The 17,097-nt window shown below is 61.2% G+C and carries 14 protein-coding genes; 11 read left to right on the forward strand and 3 right to left on the reverse strand.

Translation table 11 applies throughout. From position 1 onward, the window contains the following. From RE4_RS18520 to RE4_RS18560, 9 genes are all read left to right on the forward strand, one after another. Positions 1 to 1,212 (forward strand): glycosyltransferase family 4 protein, encoded by a 1,212-nt coding sequence (locus RE4_RS18520; RefSeq protein ID WP_060939110.1) that lies wholly within the window; start codon positions 1 to 3, stop codon positions 1,210 to 1,212. Then, complete coding sequence (locus RE4_RS18525) at positions 1,209 to 2,420, forward strand: MATE family efflux transporter (protein ID WP_060939100.1); 1,212 nt, start codon at positions 1,209 to 1,211, stop codon at positions 2,418 to 2,420. Before RE4_RS18520 ends, RE4_RS18525 begins: the two co-directional genes overlap by 4 nt. Next, the gene (locus RE4_RS18530) at positions 2,417 to 3,313 is read left to right on the forward strand and encodes a glycosyltransferase family 2 protein (RefSeq protein ID WP_060939101.1); all 897 of its coding nucleotides are present in this window, start codon (positions 2,417 to 2,419) and stop codon (positions 3,311 to 3,313) included. The genes RE4_RS18525 and RE4_RS18530 overlap by 4 nt, the downstream gene beginning before the upstream one ends. Then, on the forward strand, positions 3,310 to 4,476 hold the full coding sequence (locus tag RE4_RS18535) for a glycosyltransferase family 4 protein (protein WP_060939102.1): 1,167 nt from the start codon (positions 3,310 to 3,312) through the stop codon (positions 4,474 to 4,476). The genes RE4_RS18530 and RE4_RS18535 overlap by 4 nt, the downstream gene beginning before the upstream one ends. A 5-nt stretch (positions 4,477 to 4,481) precedes the next feature. After that, positions 4,482 to 5,279, forward strand: coding sequence for a WecB/TagA/CpsF family glycosyltransferase (locus tag RE4_RS18540; protein ID WP_019747422.1), 798 nt, complete (start codon positions 4,482 to 4,484; stop codon positions 5,277 to 5,279). Positions 5,280 to 5,376: 97 nt separating this feature from the next. Further along, on the forward strand, positions 5,377 to 6,408 hold the full coding sequence (gene gmd, locus RE4_RS18545) for a GDP-mannose 4,6-dehydratase (protein WP_019747421.1): 1,032 nt from the start codon (positions 5,377 to 5,379) through the stop codon (positions 6,406 to 6,408). Beyond that, a complete protein-coding gene (locus RE4_RS18550; protein WP_060939103.1) occupies positions 6,405 to 7,373 on the forward strand; it encodes a GDP-L-fucose synthase family protein in 969 nt (322 codons plus the stop codon). Before gmd ends, RE4_RS18550 begins: the two co-directional genes overlap by 4 nt. A 53-nt stretch (positions 7,374 to 7,426) precedes the next feature. Beyond that, complete coding sequence (locus RE4_RS18555) at positions 7,427 to 8,752, forward strand: UDP-glucose dehydrogenase family protein (RefSeq protein ID WP_020968758.1); 1,326 nt, start codon at positions 7,427 to 7,429, stop codon at positions 8,750 to 8,752. Between the two features lie 130 nt (positions 8,753 to 8,882). Continuing rightward, positions 8,883 to 10,307 carry a tyrosine-protein kinase domain-containing protein gene (locus RE4_RS18560; protein WP_060939104.1) on the forward strand — a complete coding sequence of 475 codons (1,425 nt, stop codon included), beginning with the start codon at positions 8,883 to 8,885 and terminating at the stop codon, positions 10,305 to 10,307. On the opposite strand, the gene RE4_RS18565 is transcribed toward RE4_RS18560, so the two are convergent. Next, positions 10,279 to 10,803: an arsenate reductase/protein-tyrosine-phosphatase family protein gene (locus tag RE4_RS18565; protein ID WP_060939112.1), complete on the reverse strand. Its 525-nt coding sequence runs from the start codon at positions 10,801 to 10,803 to the stop codon at positions 10,279 to 10,281. The two genes, RE4_RS18560 and RE4_RS18565, sit on opposite strands and share 29 nt — an antisense overlap. A 108-nt stretch (positions 10,804 to 10,911) precedes the next feature. Between RE4_RS18565 and RE4_RS18570 the strand changes: the two genes are divergently transcribed. Together RE4_RS18570 and RE4_RS18575 are read left to right on the forward strand one after the other, a co-directional pair. Next, on the forward strand, positions 10,912 to 12,231 hold the full coding sequence (locus RE4_RS18570) for a UDP-glucose dehydrogenase family protein (protein WP_060939105.1): 1,320 nt from the start codon (positions 10,912 to 10,914) through the stop codon (positions 12,229 to 12,231). Positions 12,232 to 12,380: 149 nt separating this feature from the next. Next, the gene (locus tag RE4_RS18575; protein ID WP_230091103.1) at positions 12,381 to 14,057 is read left to right on the forward strand and encodes a DUF7159 family protein; all 1,677 of its coding nucleotides are present in this window, start codon (positions 12,381 to 12,383) and stop codon (positions 14,055 to 14,057) included. A 9-nt stretch (positions 14,058 to 14,066) separates the two neighbouring features. Here RE4_RS18575 and RE4_RS18580 read toward each other — a convergent pair whose 3' ends face one another. Both RE4_RS18580 and RE4_RS18585 read right to left on the reverse strand, forming a co-directional pair. Next, the gene (locus RE4_RS18580; RefSeq protein ID WP_019747414.1) at positions 14,067 to 15,329 is read right to left on the reverse strand and encodes a YibE/F family protein; all 1,263 of its coding nucleotides are present in this window, start codon (positions 15,327 to 15,329) and stop codon (positions 14,067 to 14,069) included. 487 nt (positions 15,330 to 15,816) lie between these two features. Then, on the reverse strand, positions 15,817 to 17,070 hold the full coding sequence (locus tag RE4_RS18585; RefSeq protein WP_019747413.1) for a pyridoxal phosphate-dependent aminotransferase: 1,254 nt from the start codon (positions 17,068 to 17,070) through the stop codon (positions 15,817 to 15,819). Between the last annotated feature and the right edge of the window lie 27 nt (positions 17,071 to 17,097).

The raw sequence follows: 17,097 nt of genomic DNA on the forward strand, positions 1-17,097 counted from the left end.
ATGTACAAGTCGTTCGATGTGGCGCGTTCGAAGCCTGAAGTGAACCCGACGTCCGCCGGTGGATCCACGCCGCCGAAAGCCTTGATGTTCCATGCGATCTATCGGAATCCGGGTGGTGAGGAGCAGAGCTTCGCGAACGAATCCAAGCTCCTGAAATCGATCGGATACGAGACCGTTCAGTGCACCACCGAGAATTCCAAGATCTCCCGGGGACCGTGGGCGGCAGTCACCGCAGTGTTCAGTCCTCGAGTACTCGTCGATGCGTTGCGCATCATTCGTTCGGAGCGACCGGACATCGTCTACGTGAACAATCTCTGGCCGGCGTTCTCGGCTTCGTTGCTCGTGGCCGCACGAGCCGCCGCAATTCCTACGTTGCAGGCGGTTCGGAACTATCGCCTGGCCACACCGTCAGCCAAGTTGCGCGCAGATGGCACGTGCACCGAATGCGGTTCCACCAATTACTTCACGAGTTGTGTCCGCAACGGATGCTACGGAAACAGCCGACTGCAGAGCCTTGTCTGCTACCTGAGCGCTGCGGCGGTCAAGCTGAGCGTCTTGGGGTGGAAGCAGCACAGGTTCGTCGCAACGAGCGCAATGACAGCACGTCTGGTCGAGGGACGACTGATCGATTCTGGCCGCGTCGTGGTTCGTCCGAACTTCGGATTCGAAGAAAATGAACCCGAGTTCCGGAGCACTGATGCGGTTGTGTGCGTCAGCCGACTGACACCGGAGAAGGGCGTCCTGGACTTGGTGCGCAACTGGCCGCAGGGCGCTGGAAGTCCCTCGCTCACAGTTCTCGGTGACGGACCACAGTACGGCGAGATCTCCAGCATAAGCGCAGCTCTCGACAACGTCACGCTGGCCGGATTCACTTCACACGAAGATGTGATCGAGATACTCCGCGACAGTGCGGCGTCCGTGGTGCCGTCTCAGTGGGCAGAACCGTTCGGGCGGGTTGCGATCGAGTCGATGTCGGTTGGCACCCCGGTCATCTACGCAACCAGCGGTGCACTCGCGGACATCGTCGGACCGGGCGGAACGCCTCTCCATACCTTGGAAGAGTCGTCGATACGCGAGGCCCTCGACCGAATCTTCGGAGCGGACGACCGATCGGCGATACGCAGATCCGCTTATCGTCACTACTCGAATCGCTTCACATCGCGCAAAGCGGCGACGTCGATGCGTGAGCTCATCAACGAGGTGAGATCGTGAACGATCGCACTCGGCATGTGACATTCATGGCCGATCAAGGGCTTTCGAGCGTCCTCACTTTTGTCGTTCTCACCTCGGTGGCACGACTCGGTGGTCCGATCGAAGTCGGCCAGGTTGCCGTGATTCAATCGGCGGGTCTGTTGGCACTGGCACTGGGGAGAGCGATCGGCGTCGACGTCTGGCTGTCGCGAGGGGCGGGGTCCGACGAGCGTGGACCGGCGTTGGCACCCACGATCGTGCTGGCGGCGGTATCGGTGACATCGGTGTGGGCACTGTTCCTGATCGCCGGCTCGGACTCGATGAATCTCACGGTATACGCCTTGGCTGCAGCTGGTTTCGTGGTTTTGGACGTGATACGCACGATGCTGATGCACGACGGAGCGAGTTGGATCTCTGCGTCGATACAGATCGTGACACTCTCGTTCGTCCTTATTGCAGCTTTCCTGGTCGAGAATCTGACACTTGCACTCGTGACCTATACGGTCGGTGTCTTCGTCGCGCTCGCGCTCGGTCACGCATCCATGCGTCTGGTACCGCCGGTGCCGTCGGTCAGGTACTCGCGCACTCACCGATACAGATCCGTGCCGTTTGCGATCGAGATATTGATGGGATCAGCTGCGCAGCAGGCGATGTTCTTGATACTCACCGTGGTGGCGTCGATCTCGATGATCGGTGAGATCAGAACTGCCCAGACACTGCTCGGTCCACTGTCCTTGATGTTCGCGGGCATCTCGCCAATTCTGATGCGTAAGTTCGGCAGTGGTGTCGAAGCGATGAGCGCGAGCGAGTTCATGGCACTCGGCCGCCGAGTGGGCTTGCAGATCTTCTGGGTTTCGATCATCTGCGTTTCGCTGATCTGTCTCACACTCGAGATTCGACTCTCGGGAGTGCGATTGATGGATCATCTGGTCGGACCGCACTTTCCGAACTTGATACCGGTCATTCTGCTCTGCGGGTTGGCGGTGGCGTTCAACGGGATTCTGCTGGGAGTCGGCACGTCGATCCGCGTCGTGGACAAGACGGGAAACCTCAACAGATTTCGCGCCTTGCTGTTGCCTCTGCAGTTTCTGATCGTTCTCGGGGCAGGACTGACCGACAGCGCCGTACACGTCGCAGGAGCATTGGCCGCGTCGGCGTGCGTCAGCGCGAGCGTCGCACTCCTGGTCTCGATGAACCGTGGCGCCCGACCGAAAGTTGACCTCTCATGAAGAATCCCAGCGGCGTCATAGTGGCGATTCTGACCTTCCGTCGCGAATCGGAACTGGCTGTATGCATCGACAGCGTCCGGGCATCGATCCAGGCTTCCGGTGTCTCCGCCCAGGTCGTAGTAGGCGACAACGACCCGGAATCCACCACACCGACGTATGTTGCCGACGGGATCGAACGACTGCATCTCGGATTCGGCGGGGTATCTCCGGCGCGACGTGCGCTGGTCGATCTCGCCCGTGCACGAGATCGTCGGTACATCGTCTTCGTCGACGACGACGAGTACGTCGATGTCGCCTGGCTGTCGAATCTCCTCACCTGCGCCGCAGATTTCGACGCAGGTGCTGTGGCCGGTCCTGTGATTCCGGTGGGTCTGCCTGCCTCAGAACTTCCATTGCACACTCGCGTTCGCCATTCGACCGGCACCCCGGTCGCGTCTGCAGGCGCTGGAAATCTGTTGTTGGACCTGAAGACTTTGAACGGCTTGAACTTCAGTGACGACTGGGATCTACCTGGCGGCGAGGACACCGAGTTCACGCTCAGAATGAGCGCCGGCGGTGTCCGGTTGTTGTGGTGCGACGAGGCGCTTGCGTACGAACCCGTCGACGAGAATCGGCGTCGGGACTCCTGGCTCTTCGCCCGGTATGTCAACAACGGACGAATCCTCGCGGTCTGTCAGGGACAGCTCGACCTGCCACTGTTGACGGCTCAGAGTGCCAAACGCGCTCTGCTCGTACTCGCGTCGGCGACGTTGATCCCCGTTGCCCTGATCAGTCCACGGATCAAACGCGTGGTTCTCGACCACGGTGCACGCAACATCGGTTGGTTCTCAGAGCGATTCAGCTGCCGCGATTCTCGGAAGCCGCGCGCACAGAGGCTGGTGGTAGCGCGATGACACGGTTGTTGATGACGGCATACGCCTGCGATCCGAATCAGGGGAGTGAATCCGGTGCGGGTTGGGCGCTTCTCTCGGCGGCTTCCGAACTGTGTGAGTCGATCACGGTGGTGACTCGCTCCGGTGAGGCGACCGCATTGGAATCGGAGTGTGAAAAGCTCGGTTGCGAAGTTCGTGTCGTGCGAATAGCGACTTTGACCGCGGAAGAAGCCGGATCGTACGGTCGCTACCTCCGATGGCTCTGGCGCACTTCGGTGTTCGTTCGGCGTGAAGCGGCAAACTTCGACGTCCTGCACCATGCAACGTTCGCCTCCGACTGGCTGCCTCCACCGGTGCTGTTCGGTGGAGCCGGCGGCGCACGACTCGTATGGGGGCCTGCCGGGGGCAACACCTACCCGCCGATGCCGCTCGCCAAGCGCATCGGTGTGCGGTATCTGGCATCCACGGTAGTTCGAACCTGCTCGACGAAAGCCGTTCGGTCACTGACACATATCTTCATGGCCGGACGAGTTGACACTTTCATCGCGATGAACTCCGACAGCGGACGTGGCGCACCGCGGGCACGCAACGTCGTCATCCAACCCAATTGTGTTCTGGACTACGACGGAATCGAGAAGCAAGCGGTACCCAGGCCGAAACGAAGGCTCTTGTTCGTAGGAAGACTGTTGCAGTACAAAGGAATCGACCTGATTCTGGACGCGCTCGAGCATTTGGGCACCGAGTGGTCCATGACCTTTGTCGGGGAGGGACCCGCCCGCGGGCGGATCGAGAAGTCGCTTCCGTATCGGCGCGGTCAGGTCACGCTTCGCGGGTGGCGCGACAGATCGGAAGTGGTGGGCGAGATGGGGTCCTCCTCCGTTCTGCTCTTCCCGAGTATGCACGATTCGGGCGGCTGGGTGGCGGCCGAAGCGGCTGCGGTGGGCCTCCCGGTGGTCTGTTTGGATCTCGGCGGTGTGCCGACACTGGCCGGTAGGAACGCCGTGGCGATCCCGGTTGCTCCGGCGTCGACTCTCGCCTCTCGTATCGCTCGATCGGTTGTCGAGTCAGAACTTTCTTTCTTTGAACCGCAGCGTGATTGGACTCGATCTCGGCTGAAATCGGTCTTGTCGCGCAGCTACGGCCAGTGCAATGAACGTCAACAAACGAACTCGAAGAAGTGGTGAGACAGATGAGCAGTCCGTTCGAGGTCATCGAGGTGGGTGGCATTCCGTTTGCCGCGACCAATCTCGAGGGAGCAACCGATTGGGTAGTCAACGACAGACGAGAGGGAGCGGGAACCGGAGTCTCCGTGAGGTTGTCGAATTCCTACTGCGTGTCGGCGGCGCACAGCGATCGCGACTACTCCGCGGTTTTGAAGGGTCCCGGTGTGAACTTCGCAGACGGAACCCCGGTCAACTGGGTGATGCGCCTGATCGGCGGCACCGCTTCCGATCACGTCGGTGTTCGACCAGTCCGGGGTCCGTCGTTCTTCGAGGCCACCCTGGACAAGGGGCGCCGCTACGGCCTTCGTCACCATTTTGTCGGCACGACAGAAGAGACGTTGAGCCTCTTGACGGATCGAGTCGAGGAGCTGTATCCGGGTATCGAGGTGGCTGGCACTTATGCCCCGCCGTTTGCCGCGTTCAGCAAGGAGTTCGTCGATGACATCATCACGAAGGTCGGTCCGTCGGCCCCGGACATCGTGTGGGTCGGCTTGGGAGCTCCGAAGCAGGATTTTGTCACGAAGGCGATAGCGGATCGAACCGACTACGTGGCCGTCGGTGTCGGCGCGGCCTTCGACTTTTTGGCCGGAACTGTCTCGGAGGCACCATCTTTCGTTCAGAACTCGGGTTTCGAGTGGCTGTATCGACTTGCATCGGAACCCAAACGTCTGTGGCGGCGCTACCTGTTCGGTAACTCGACCTTCGTTCGGTTGGCATCGCGTGACATTCGAAAGTTCCTCGGCCGTTCGGGGGGACGCACATGAGCGAGATCGAGACTGCCGGGCGATTCGGAGGAATACGGACCACAACCGTGGTTTCGCAACTATCAGGCGGGCTGTCCCGCAACGGAAGGAACGCAGGATGAAACGCGCACTGATTACCGGAATCACGGGACAGGACGGCTCTTACCTCGCCGAGTTGCTGCTCTCCAAAGGCTACGAGGTTCACGGACTGATCCGTCGATCGTCGACGTTCAATACTTCGAGGATCAACCACATCTATGTGGACCCCCACCATGCGGATGCACGGCTTTTCCTTCACTACGGTGACCTCAGTGACGGAGCGCGCCTGGTGACGCTGCTCGCGCAGATCAAACCGGACGAGGTATACAACCTCGCTGCGCAGTCTCACGTCAGAGTCAGCTTCGACGAACCCGAACACACGGGGAACACGACAGGTGTCGGGTCGATCCGACTACTGGAAGCGGTTCGGATGGCCGGACTCGACTGCCGGTTCTACCAGGCGTCGAGCTCTGAGATGTTCGGTGCCACACCACCGCCGCAGAACGAGGAGACACCGTTCTATCCACGCTCGCCCTACGGTGCGGCGAAGGTGTACTCGTACTGGATCACCAAGAACTACCGTGAGGCGTACGGAATCTTCGCGGTGAACGGAATTCTGTTCAATCACGAGTCCCCCAGGCGTGGTGAGACGTTCGTGACGCGCAAGATCACGCGGGCAGTCGCACGTATCAAGGCCGGGATCGAGGATCATCTGTACATGGGTAATCTCGATGCGATACGCGATTGGGGGTACGCGCCGGAGTATGTCGAGGGAATGTGGCGCATGCTGCAGGTCGACGAGCCTGAGGATTTTGTGCTGGCCACCGGTGGCAACTACTCGGTGCGCGACTTCCTCACAGTCGCTTTCGAACACGCAGGTCTGAACTGGGAGAACCACGTTCGATTCGACGAACGGTATCTTCGGCCGACCGAGGTGGACGCACTGATCGGGGATCCGAGCCATGCCGAGCGCAAACTCGGTTGGAAGGCCGGCGTGCACACACCCGAACTGGCCCGGATCATGGTCGAGGCAGACATCGAAGCGCTCGAACATGAAGGGCGCCCGTGGATCGACACTCCGGCACTTCCCGACTGGTTGGCGACGCGATGAGTGATTCATTCGCAGCGCGACCACTCGATCGAGGCGCACCGTTCTACGTGGCTGGACACCGAGGTTTGGTCGGCTCTTCGGTGTGGCGAAAACTGGAATCTGCCGGCTTCTCCCGGTTGCTCGGACGGACCTCCGCCGAACTCGATCTGCGTGAGCGGGAAGCTGTTTTCGAGTTTTTCGCCCGCGAAAAGCCGACCAACGTGATCCTTGCAGCAGCAAAAGTTGGTGGGATTGCGGCGAACAGCACGTTCCTCGTCGACTTCCTGTCGGAGAATCTCCGTATCCAGGTGAACGTGCTCGACGCTGCCCTTGCACACGGCGTCGAGCGTCTCCTGTTCCTCGGATCATCGTGCATCTACCCGAAATTGGCGCCGCAGCCGATCAAGGAGGAATACCTGCTCACCGGGCATCTCGAGCCGACCAACGACGCCTATGCAATAGCAAAGATTGCGGGAATACTCCATGTTCAAGCTGCCAGGCGGCAGCATGGTCGATCCTGGATCTCGGCGATGCCCACCAACCTGTACGGCCCGGGAGACAATTTCTCGCCGCGTGGATCGCATGTACTTCCCGCCCTCGTTCGGCGTTACGACGAGGCGCAGTCATCCGCAGTGCCGTTGGTTGTCAACTGGGGGAGTGGCAATCCTCGACGTGAATTTCTGCATGTCGACGATCTGGCGTCGGCGTGTCTGCATCTGCTCGACAACTACGACGGTGCATCGCACGTCAACGTGGGAACCGGCGAGGACCACACAATTCGTGAGATCGCTTCGATGGTTGCCGACGAGGTCGGATACACCGGCGAGACGCGGTGGGACACCTCGAAGCCTGACGGAACAATGCAGAAACTTCTGGACGTGAGCATGATTCGTGAACTCGGATGGCGGCCGACAATCGGATTGCGCGAGGGAATCGCGTCGACGGTCTCGTGGTACCGAGACAACATCGGTGCCGTGCGCACCTGAATTACCCATCCCATCAACACTTCACACACTGTCGAGAAAGCAGATCGAGCAACATGAGCACTCGCATAGCAGTTTTCGGCACGGGATACCTGGGCGCGACACACGCGGCGTGTATGGCCGAACTCGGTCACGAGGTCCTCGGAGTGGATGTCGACGCGGCAAAGCTGGAGAAACTGGCAGCAGGGGAAGTTCCTTTCTACGAGCCAGGTTTGGGCGAGGTCCTACGACGAAACATCGATCGAGGAAGGCTGAAGTTCACGTCGTCTTACGAGGAAGCCGCTGAATTTGCGGACGTGTTCTTCCTCGGGGTCGGTACGCCACAGAAGAAGGGTGAGTTCGCCGCTGACATGGTCTACGTGGATGCCGTGATCGAAACTCTGGCACCGCTGCTCACCAAACCCGCGGTCATCTTCGGGAAGTCCACGGTGCCGGTGGGAACCGCGGAACGGCTCGGTAAGCGCGCGCGGGAACTGGCACCGGTTGGTGACGGCGTCGAAGTCGCATGGAATCCCGAGTTTCTGCGCGAGGGGTTTGCCGTCCAGGACACATTGCATCCAGATCGTCTGGTGCTCGGGGTCGACCGCGGTCGACACGGTCGCGCGGAATCCGCTGCGCGCGAGGTTTATGCAGACCTCCTCGATGAGGGAATTCCCTTTCTCGTCACGGACCTCGCTACGGCCGAGTTGGTCAAAGCGTCAGCGAATGCATTCCTGGCCACGAAAATCTCGTTCATCAACGCCATTTCCGAAGTGTGCGAGGCTGCTGGCGCCGACGTCACAGTGCTCGCCGACGCGATCGGGTACGACGTTCGGATCGGACGTCGATTCCTCAACGCGGGAATTGGTTTCGGCGGCGGTTGCCTACCCAAGGACATCCGTGCCTTCATGGCTCGCGCCGGTGAACTCGGTGCCGACCAAGCACTGACGTTCCTACGCGAAGTCGACAACATCAACATGCGCAGACGGACACGCATGGTCGAACTGGCGCGGGAGGCATGCGGATCGCTTCTCGGTGCGAGAGTCGCAGTTCTGGGTGCCGCGTTCAAACCGGACTCGGACGACGTTCGTGATTCGCCGGCGCTCAACGTCGCGGGTCAGATTCAGCTTCAAGGCGCAGCAGTGAACGTGTACGACCCGAAGGCCATGGACAATTCGCGTGCGCTGTTCCCGACGTTGACCTATTCGGCAAATGCGTTGGAGGCGTGCGAAGGCGCCGATGTCGTCCTGGTGTTGACCGAGTGGCCCGAATTTTTGAAGTTGCAGCCGTCCGATCTCGATGCAGTCGTTCGCAAGAAGGTGATCGTCGACGGGCGCAATTGCCTTTCCCCCGACGAGTGGCGAGGCGCAGGTTGGAACTACCGCGGACTGGGACGCCCGTGAGCACAGGACGTTTCGTCCGTCGCAGCTGATCGATATCGAAATTGAGAAAGCCCGGTTCGCCCTCGCGGTCTGACCGGCAAAGACCGCTCAGACCCGCAGTGGACATGCGTGAGCCGAAGGAGACATCAAGATGGAAATTGTCGACTACCTGAAGATATTGCAAGCCAGATGGCGAATAGTCGCTGCTGTAACCGTGCTCGGAATCCTGGGAGCCCTTTGCGCTTCTCTTCTTTCGACGCCCGTTTACCAGGCCTCGACGAGGCTGTTCGTTTCGACGTCGGCGGGTACCTCGGTCAACGAGGCACTGCAGGGCAGTCAACTTTCACAGCAGCGAGTTCTGTCCTATACAAAACTCCTGACCGGCCGGACACTTGCGCAGCGGACGATCGACGAACTGGGACCGAGGGTGGTCGGCGGGATGTCGGCTGAAGAGTTGGCCTCCAAGGTCACTGCGACGTCGGCGCCCGACACTGTGTTGATCGACCTCGGAGTCAAGGATCCTTCACCGGAGCTCGCGCGAGAGATCGCAAATACTCTGTCGTCCGAATTCGTCGCACTGGCAAAGGAACTGGAGACACCCGAGAACGGCGGAACGCCGCCTGCACGTGTGGTCGTCGAGCAACAGGCCCAAGAGCCGTCTGTTCCCGTTTCGCCCAAGACTTCGCGCAATCTCGCTCTCGGAGCAGTGGCGGGACTGGTGTCGGGAATCGCGCTTGCGTTGATTCGCGATCGATTCGACAACACGGTGAAGGATCGTCGAACGGTGGAAGAGATTGCGGGTGCGGCGATGGTGGGCACGATCCCGTTCGACAAAGTCGTCGAAGTCAACCATGCGATCACTTTCAGTGACGGAAATTCCGTGAGTGCCGAAGCCTTCCGTGAATTGCGCACCAACCTTCAGTTCCTCGAGGTGGATCATCCACCGCGTGTCATCGTCGTCACGAGTTCGCTTCCCTCCGAGGGTAAGACGACGACCGCCGTGAACATCGCTCTTGTCTTGGCGGAGGCCGGTAAGTCAGTGTGCCTGATGGAAGGCGACCTCCGGAAGCCGCGAGTGTCGAAGTATCTGGGGTTGATCGGAAGCGTCGGCGTCAGTTCGGTGCTCTCCGGTCAAGCGACGCTGGACGATGTGCTTCAGCCGACCGAATTCGACGGGCTGACAGTGCTCGCCTCCGGACCGATCCCGCCGAACCCGAGCGAACTACTCGGCACGGACACGGCCAAACATGTTCTCGATGAACTGCGGGCGCGATACGACTACGTCATCATCGACGCCTCGCCGTTGCTACCCGTCACGGATGCCGCGGTCCTGGCCGCGATGTCGGACGGTGCTCTGGTGATCGCCCGACACGGCTCCACGAAGCGCGATCAACTGGCGCGCGCGGTCGGAAACCTACAGAGTGTGGGTGCACACGTCCTGGGCACTGTCATCACGATGACGCCGTCTCGCGGACGCAATGCGTACGAGTACAGCTACTACTACGAGTCGGACAAGTCGCTACCGCAGTTGACCGCGGTGCCCGCTCTCAGCGCTCACCGAAGCGAAGTCGGTTGAGCAGCGGGCCGAGGAGATCAGCGATCTCAAGTCCGATCTCGTGAAACACGTTCTCTTCCTTACCCATCGGATCCATGACGTCCTCGGGTTCGGCGGCACGAAATCGGGGCCTGGCGGCGGCGAGGTCCTCGACAGTTGCTGCATCTGCGAGCGAGCCCAACCGTGCGGCTTCTCGAAGTGTGAACGTGCGCTTGAGCCGCGCCGGAGCCATCGCCAGGACTTTGTCTCGCTGACTTTCGGTCATCGTGAGAATGAGGTCGGCGTCCGAGGCCAGCGCTGTTGTCATGCGTCGGGCTTGAAACTCCGTGGGGTCGCCGCCGAGCCCCGCGAGAACCCTCGCAGCAGTCGGCTCGATCGGGTGTCCGACCATCGCCCGGGTTCCGGCACTCGACGCGGTGAATCCGGAAACTCCGGCTTCGGCGGCATAGGCACGTGCAAGGCGTTCGCCAGTGGGTGATCGGCAGATGTTTCCCGTACAAACGAAGAGAACGTGCATGGCAGAAGCATAGGTTGCACGCGCGACGCACTCGTCGTACGCCCGATGTTGGTTTCGCGCCCACCTGGCGTACGCGTTTCGGAAAGTTCGGACGCATACCAACAACACATGAAGATGACCGTGTTCGGAACGGGATACCTGGGGGCGACCCACGCAGTGTGTATGGCCGAACTTGGTCACGACGTGCTGGGAGTCGACATCGACCAGTCCAAGGTCGACAAGTTGTCTCGTGGGGAGGTCCCGTTCTTCGAGCCGGGTCTGACCGACATGCTCGAGAAGAATCTGGCGTCGGGTCGGCTGCAGTTCACGACTTCCTACGCCGATGCCTCGGATTTTGCCGACATCCATTTTGTCGGTGTGGGGACGCCCCAGAAGAAGGGGGAGTACGCCGCAGATCTCAGTCATGTTCATTCGGTGATCGACATGTTGGCGCCGTTGTTGCGAAAGCCTTCGCTGATAGTCGGGAAGTCGACGGTGCCGGTAGGCACGGCAGCGGCGCTCGGCGAGCGACTCCGAGCGAATTCGCCGGCGGGTGGCTCGGTAGAGGTGGCCTGGAATCCGGAGTTCCTGCGTGAGGGACACGCGATCGCGGATACCTTGAGCCCTGACCGGTTGGTTCTGGGGATCGATCGTGACCGGCCGGGAAACGCCGAAGGCGTTCTTCGCGAGGTGTATGCCGAGATACTGGGCGCGGGGGTGCCGTTCCTCGTGACCGATCTGGCGACGTCTGAGTTGGTCAAGGGATCTGCGAACGCGTTTCTCGCGACCAAGGTGTCCTTCATCAATGCGATTGCGGAGGTGTGCGAGGCGACCGGCGCCGACGTCACGATGTTGGCCGACGCTCTCGGGTACGACGCTCGGATCGGTAGACGGTTCCTCAATGCGGGCTTGGGGTTCGGCGGTGGGTGCCTGCCGAAGGACATTCGGGCGTTCATGGCACGCGCCGGGGAATTGGGTGTCGACCAGGCCCTGTACTTCCTCCGCGAGGTAGACAGCATCAACATGCGACGACGCACAAAAGCTGTGGAACTGGTGACGGCAGCCTGCGATGGCAGTTTGCTGGGAGCTAACGTCTCGGTTCTGGGGGCCGCGTTCAAGCCCGAATCCGACGATGTGCGCGATTCGCCTGCGCTCAACGTTGCCGGAATGATGCAGTTGCACGGGGCAGCGGTCACCGTTTTCGATCCGAAGGCCATGGACAATTCTCGCCGACTGTTTCCCACCCTTCACTATGCAACCTCCACGTCAGAAGCTTGCAGAAATGCTGATGTGGTCTTGATCGCCACGGAATGGGACGAGTTCGCCTCACTCGTGCCCGGTGATTTGGAACCGCTCGTTCGGCGGCGGGTGATCGTTGACGCCAGAAATTGCCTCGATCCGGACCTGTGGCGCGGCGCCGGTTGGAACTACCGCGGATTGGGGCGGTAGGTCGACCGTCCAGGTTGCGAAAAAATAGCTGCGAGAAGGCCTTAGGTGAGATGCGCGAACCTCGCAGACCATGCCCAGTGGGTAGACTTCCGGCCGGGGAATGACGGGGTCTGCTGACGGAACCCGTCGCCGGTCGACGAAGGTGGATCATGAACTTGGTTTTGGGTGTGACGGTGGGAGCCAGCGCTGTGCGTTTGGCGCGCCCGGGGACGCCCGACCACAGTGGTCCGGTGTTCCGATCCAGAGCCGTCGATCGCGGTCGTGAGATTCCGGAGGAAGTCGCAGCGGAGGCAACCGGCGTGGCCTTGACCGAGAATGCCGATCTCGGCAGCAATACGGTCGTCGCCTACCGGGATCAAGCGCAGGCCGGAGCACTCCAAACAGCGTTCGAACAGAAAGGCATCGACAACTTCGAGCTGGTTCCCGAAGTAGTCGCGACGCTTCGAATGCTCGAGGAGTCCGGTGCGCTGACCGACCAGAGCACACTCGTCGTCGTCGACATCGGTAGTTCTGGATCGACGATCAGCATTGTGGACAGGCAGATGCGGTCTACCGTCGTCACCGCCCGGTCGACGCGGGTCAGCGGAGATCACTTCGACGAGCTCGTTTACTCGGATCAGACCGTGCGTCGCCGTATAGCTACGCCGGCCGACCCGGGTGGCGATGCCGAACTGCAGGCGCGATGCCGACTCGCGAAGGAACAGCTGTCCTCACGAAGTGCGGTGTGCCTGCCCGGGCCCGGCGGGCTTCTCCTGCTGTCGCGGGAAGTTTTCGATTCGTTGGTCGTCACGTCGGTGGAGGCCTTCGCACGCGAGATACGAGAGGTCATCGCAACGTCCGGCCGTAACCCCGACGCGATTCTCCTGATCGGTGGCGGTGCACGCATTCCGATCGTGCGGGCGACCCTCGCCGCGTGGCTGGAGTGCCCCCTCATCGCGCCCGAGCAGCCGGAACTCGTGACTGCGCAAGGCGCTGCGCTGATCGCGGAGTCGTCGATGACGCCATCGGCGCGCGCGGTATCTGCCCCGGTTCAGGTTCCGGCTGTAGCGCCGATCTTTGCGCCGTATCCGATCCACACCCCGGCGGAGGTACCCGTTCCGGTTCAGGCGTTCAGCCACGGAGGGGTCGCAACGCTCGCGGAATCGGAGCGGCCGAATGCCTTGTCCGAAGCCGCTTCCGGCACGAAGTCCGTTCCGCAGGAACAGGTGCCGAGCCCTTACGCGGCGGAACTGCCTCAGCCGCGACCGAACCGACACGAGCAACGATTCGATCCGGCCGCAGATCTCGCGGTCGCCGACAGTGACCAGGCCACGGACGGATTCGGCACAGAACATGACGCCGACACCGAGGCTGTGATGGTTGACGCCCAGGCGTACTCGGCGATGTACGAAGGCGAGGCACCCGGGGCAGGAACCGCACACCCGTCCTGGCTCGCCGGGACACAACCCGTCGAATCGACATCCAAAGAGCCGAGAAACCCGCTACGGTTCGCTGGCCTCGGCGCCGGTGTGATCGCGGCGATCGTGATCGTGGGGTTGGGATTGGGCTACGGAGGAAAGGTCTTCGATTCCGAGGATGCCGGACCCGTGGCAACCGAGGTGACTACGCCGCCGCCGACGACCACGACTACCCCGCCGCCTACGACCACAACGACCCCGCCCCCGACGACGACGGAGGAAGCCCCTCCGGTCGTCGAGGCTCCGCCAGTCGTGCAGGACACTTACGTGCCGCCAGCGCCCGCTCCCGCGCCGCCACCGCCCGCGATCTACATCCCGGGGCTTCCGCCGATTCTGTTACCGGTTCTCCCACCGATTCCCGGACTCTGAGGCTCGTTTTCAGCGTTTGGAGTGTCGGCCGCCTGACGTGGGGCCGGCCTTGACCGCACTACCGGGTGGGCGAGCCAGAATCACGGCGATAGCAGTAGTGAGCGGAACAGATAGCGCCAGAGCAATCCCGCCGACCGCGGACCGTACGATTTCGATCGCTACAGCGTCACCGACCAGGACGTCCTGAAGAGGGCGACCGCTGACGCTGAAAAGCAGAAGCAGTGGCAACGCCCCGCCGGCGTACGCGAGAACCAAGGTGTAGACCGTGCTGGCGATGTGATCGCGTCCGACCCGCATCGCCCCGCTGAACACCTTTCGGCGGGGTGCGTGCTTGTCGAGTTCGGCCAACTCGAACGCCGAAGATGCCTGGGTGATGGTGACGTCGTTGAGAACACCGAGCGATCCGATGATGAAGCCCGCCAGCAGCAGGCCCGTGATGTCGATGTGCTCGATGTATGTCTGCACATTGGTGTTCTGCTCTTCGGACAGCCCGGTGAGGTGCGTCAGTTCGATACAGAGGTAGGAGAGAACGGCAGCGAGCACCATCGCGGCAAGGGTGCCGAGCAAAGCCGAACTGGTCTTGAGTGAGACACCGTGCGCCAGATAGAGAACCGCGTACAAGATCACCGCGCCGGCGACCAGTGCAACCGGTATCGCAGGCTTACCGTCGAGCAATGCGGGCAGGAGAAACCCGACGACGACGCCGAAGGCGATCACCAGACCGACGAGTGCGCGCAGTCCGCGCCACCGCGCAACGGCGATGATGACGACGGCGAACGCGATGACGATCAGCGCCAGTGGGAGTCCACGCGAATAGTCTTCGAAGGAGTACTGCGTGTTTCCGTTCGGGTCGGTCTGACGCACCAGGCGAATGTGGTCACCGACCCGTAGATCCGGTTGTCCGGCACCCGGGATGATCTCGAGGAGTGTCTTCGTTCCGGCATTCGGCCCGGACTCGATATCGACGATACTGCGCTGGCACTGATAGGCGGAGGTGGGTGGCGGTTGCGGTGCACCGACGAATACCCTTCCGGCGGAGGAACTTCCGCAGTCGCCGAGATCCTGCATCGTGACGGTGCCCGCCTCGGTCTCCACCGAACTGCCGTCGGCATTCTGAAAGGGGAGCGGGACGGGAATGGTGTTCTTGTCCGGCCACAGCGCGATAGCTGCCGCGACGACAACCATGCCGATGACGACGAGCAAGCCTATGACGACGCGTGATGCGGTGGGGCCGATCTGAATGGGGCCACCGTGGCCGTGGCCGTGACTCATCGGAAACTGAGTGTCGGACTGGGGATTTGCACCGGTGCAATGTTATCGGCTCCGAAGCGAATGGTCAGCTTCTGCGGATAGTGTCGATCGACGACAGCGTCGGCACAGGTGATTTCCGGGAAAGAGGCGAAACTGGGATTGGTCGAGCTGGGTGGCGGGGAACAGGGGGGGTTGTCCCCGCCACCAACCTGGTATCCACAGGGGGGGAGGGATACCAGGTGCTCGCGGCACCGAAGTGCTGATAACCAATGTACCCAATTTCAATCGGGTTTGGCGCGTTGTCCAACTACCAATTTCACGACGAATCACGTACCGGTTGGACCGTTTTCGCATCAGGGCAGGTCACTAAATAGTTAAAGTGTCAATCAAACCGCCTGGTATGCGAATGTTGTGACGAAGATCTCACAAATACCCCGCACTTTTACGTTTACGGGGTATTTGTACAACGAATTGTTTACCTGATTTTGCCCGATTCGACGGGCCGAAATCACTGCTTGTAACTGGTGAGGAAGTTGCCGAATCGCTCGATGGCCACGGCGAGATCCCGGGCCCACGGAAGGGTGACGATCCGAAGGTGATCGTGGTTCGGCCAGTTGAACCCGGTGCCTTGAACCATCAGGATCTTCTCCTGGAGAAGCAGGTCCTGAACCAACTTCTCGTCGTCGTGGATCTCGTAGACGTTCGGATCCAGACGAGGGAACGCGTAGAGCGCACCGCGGGGTTTCACACACGAAACACCCGGAATCATGTTCAATCGCTCCCACGCGACGTCGCGCTGCTCGAGCAGGCGACCGCCGGGCAGGATCAGGTCTTCGATGCTCTGGTGTCCGCCGAGGGCGACCTGAATGGCGTGCTGTCCGGGGACGTTGGGGCACAGGCGGGTCGACGCCAAGAGGTCGAGTCCCTCGAGGAAGCCGGCGGCGTGATCCTTCGGGCCCGTGATCGCCACCCAGCCGGAGCGGTAGCCGGCGACGCGGTAGGCCTTCGAGAGGCCGTTGAACGTCAGGCACAGCAGATCAGGGGCAAGCGTTGCCAGCGAGATGTGCTTTGCGTCGTCGTAGAGGATCTTGTCGTAGATCTCGTCGGCGAGCAGCAGAAGCTGATGCTTGCGTGCCAGATCGACCAACTGCTGCAGAACCTCCATGGAGTACACCGCACCCGTGGGGTTGTTCGGGTTGATGACGAGGAGAGCCTTGGTCTTGTCGGTGATCTTGGATTCGATATCGGCGATATCGGGATTCCAGTCGTTGGCCTCGTCGCAGAGATAGTGGACGGGCGTGCCTCCGGACAAGCTCGTCATCGCAGTCCACAGCGGGTAGTCGGGCGCTGGGATCAGAACCTCGTCGCCGTTGTTGAGGAGGGCCTGCATGGTCATCGTGATCAGCTCGGAAACACCGTTACCGAGGTAGATGTTGTCGACGTCGAGCTCGGGGAAGCCGGGAACCAGCTCGTAACGCGTCACGATTGCGCGCCGCGCCGACAGAATGCCCTTCGACTCCGAATAGCCCTGCGCATAGGGCAGGGCGGCGATCATGTCGCGCATGATCACATCCGGAGCATCGAATCCGAACGGTGCCGGGTTGCCGATGTTGAGCTTGAGGATCCGGTGTCCTTCCGCCTCCAACCGGGCGGCATGCGCGTGCACCGGCCCACGGATTTCGTACAGGACGTTCTGGAGCTTCGACGACTGCTCCAGCTCGCGCTGCGGCTGACGATGGCGGACGGGTTCTGGTGTGCTCACGAGTTACATGATTCCACCACTGTGCAA

The sequence above is a fragment of the Rhodococcus erythropolis NBRC 15567 genome (assembly GCF_001552595.1).
Classification (GTDB): Bacteria; Actinomycetota; Actinomycetes; order Mycobacteriales; family Mycobacteriaceae; genus Rhodococcus_F; species Rhodococcus_F erythropolis.